Origin of the sequence: uncultured Campylobacter sp. (genome assembly GCF_937997595.1) — a bacterium.
GTDB lineage: Bacteria > Campylobacterota > Campylobacteria > Campylobacterales > Campylobacteraceae > Campylobacter_B.
The window spans coordinates 1-2,187 of record NZ_CALKTS010000223.1 but is presented as its reverse complement, the minus strand read 5'-3'; the positions used below and the strand labels follow the sequence as shown (position 1 = coordinate 2,187).

The 2,187-nt window shown below is 42.0% G+C and carries 2 protein-coding genes; both read right to left on the bottom strand.

The window, feature by feature from the left end; all coding sequences use genetic code 11:
• Positions 1-715: 715 nt before the first annotated feature.
• The gene (locus tag Q0614_RS07565; protein WP_295150838.1) at positions 716-1,504 is read right to left on the bottom strand and encodes a transporter substrate-binding domain-containing protein; all 789 of its coding nucleotides are present in this window, start codon (positions 1,502-1,504) and stop codon (positions 716-718) included.
• 423 nt (positions 1,505-1,927) lie between these two features.
• The coding region (locus tag Q0614_RS07560; protein WP_298787737.1) for a NifU family protein at positions 1,928-2,187 on the bottom strand (260 nt) is incomplete at its 5' end.

The window sequence follows — 2,187 nt, the reverse complement described above, 5'->3', positions numbered from 1 at the left end:
GCAACCGCAGCGCCAAGCTCGCCAAAGCCCTAAACGAGCGAGGCTACAACGTCACAAATCTACTCGACGGCACGAAAGAGTATAACTACGAGCTGGTGAAGTAAATCGAGATTGGCTCTTGAGGTAAAATTTTTACGACATTTTTTGTATTCGCCGCGTCTTTGTAATATGCAGCCTCGCGGCACCGATAAGACAGGCGCCGCTAAATTTGAAATTATTTGCTCCGCCTGCTCATTTGGCGCCTACTTTGCATAAAATTTGCCTTTGATGTAGGGCGTAAATTTTAAATTCTCCATACCGAGGCGGCAATAGCGCTTGGGAGTTTAACTCCTTTTAGAGGAATTTTTAAAATTTAAATCATAAAATTGTAGCTACGGAGCAGGTATTTGGAGCTGAAAAAATAGAAATTTACAAGCTAGCGCGGGCTTTGTGAGACGCAAAATTGAAACGGACTCTATAAAAGTTGCGTAAATTTTAAATGCAGCCGAATTGCTTAAAAATTTTACTTCCGAAAATGGAATTTCGCGCTAGTGGTGCGCGCGTCTTAAATAGCCTCACCAATTTCGATAAAATCTGTACTTTAGGAGAGGCAAGCAAAATCGAGACCGAATTCTAAAAGCAAATTAAGCCCGCAACGTATTTTTTAACTCCGTCGTTACAATGAATCGAATTTTACGCGGAAACCAGGCGGACGAATTAAATTCTGCACGAAATTTTATTCAACCAAGAATTCCTTCTTATCGATCGTGCCATGATAAAAAATCCCGAGCGTATCGTCAAAGGTCTTATCTAAAAATCCGTCTTTTTTTAATCCCGCTAAAGATGTATTGATTAGCTCTAGCAGCGCATTATTGCCCTTCTGCACGGCGATTGCGTTGTAAGTTTGCTTACCTAGACCATCCAAAGCAACCTGCGTTTTATTATCGATGATCGCGTATGCGTGCAGGATTAGATTATCATCGACATGCACGGCATTTTTCGCCCTTTTGAAAGCGCGGTAACATTTAGCCGAACTGGCGCAAAAGTTTAAATTCTTTCTAAAGCCCGCTTTGCGTAAGAAATTGTGAATAGGAGAGTGTTTGATGACAAAAATCCTCTTTTTGCGCAGCTGATCGAAGCTCGTGACATTTTCGTCTTTTTTGGCTAGCACACCTACCTGCACCTTAAAATAAGGCTCCGAAAAATCTACTTTTTTCGCTCGCGTGGGCGTAGGAGTAAAGGTCGCAATCACCATATCCGCTTCATTGCGCTGTAAAGCGCTAATGCGTCTTGAAGCCGTGATCGGGATAAATTTTACCTTGCCGGGATTATCGCCGAAAATCTCCTTACCGAGCTTTTCGCCAAGAGCAATCTCAAATCCCCTGTATTTGCCGTCTACGAGCGCACTAAACGGCGGCTGATCGTTATATACACCTATGCGAACGAGCCTATCTTTTTTGATCTGATCCAAAGAATTTGCAGATAGAAAACCAAGTAGCAGAGCCGCCAAAACAAATACTTTCATTTGCTCCCCTTTTAGTTGAAATAAGGCGCAATTATAATAAAAAGAAATTATAGCCAGCTAAAATTCTGCGATTTATGGCGCATTTTCATCTAAATTTATGAAAAGATGAAATTTACGGAGAAAATTCTATGTCCAATTTACGAACGAAATCTAACAAAAAACTTACGTGAGCGAAATAAGAAGTTCTTTTAATTAAATTTTATAGACAAAATCTACGGATGAATTTCACGCTAAAAAACCTTAGCTAAATTTACGATATTCTTAAAAGCAAGCACCGAAATTCTACGCAGATTTAGCGTCTAATTGCGGATTTAGCTAAGGGGCGGAATTTAGCTCCGCTGTTGCGCAGAAGCTCAAGCTCTTAAAATTTTGTAAAGACCAAGCAAAGACCAAGCTAAGATGCAAACGTAGCGACCGATAAGCTTAGATCGGCATTACGCGGATGTTCGGGCTAAGGTTTTCTTGCAAAACATTTTCGATCGCATATAATGTGCCGCTCGCACCACTGGCGCAGCCGCTGCAAGCACCCAGGTAGCGGATATAGATGTCCGTTTTGCCGTCGTCTGCAGGCCTAATGTCGATGACGTCGAGATTGCCGCCGTCCATCTGAAGCATCGGGCGAATGTCTTCGTCAAGCACCCCTTCGACCGCTTTAAATTTACCGATCAAATTTAGCTGCTCAA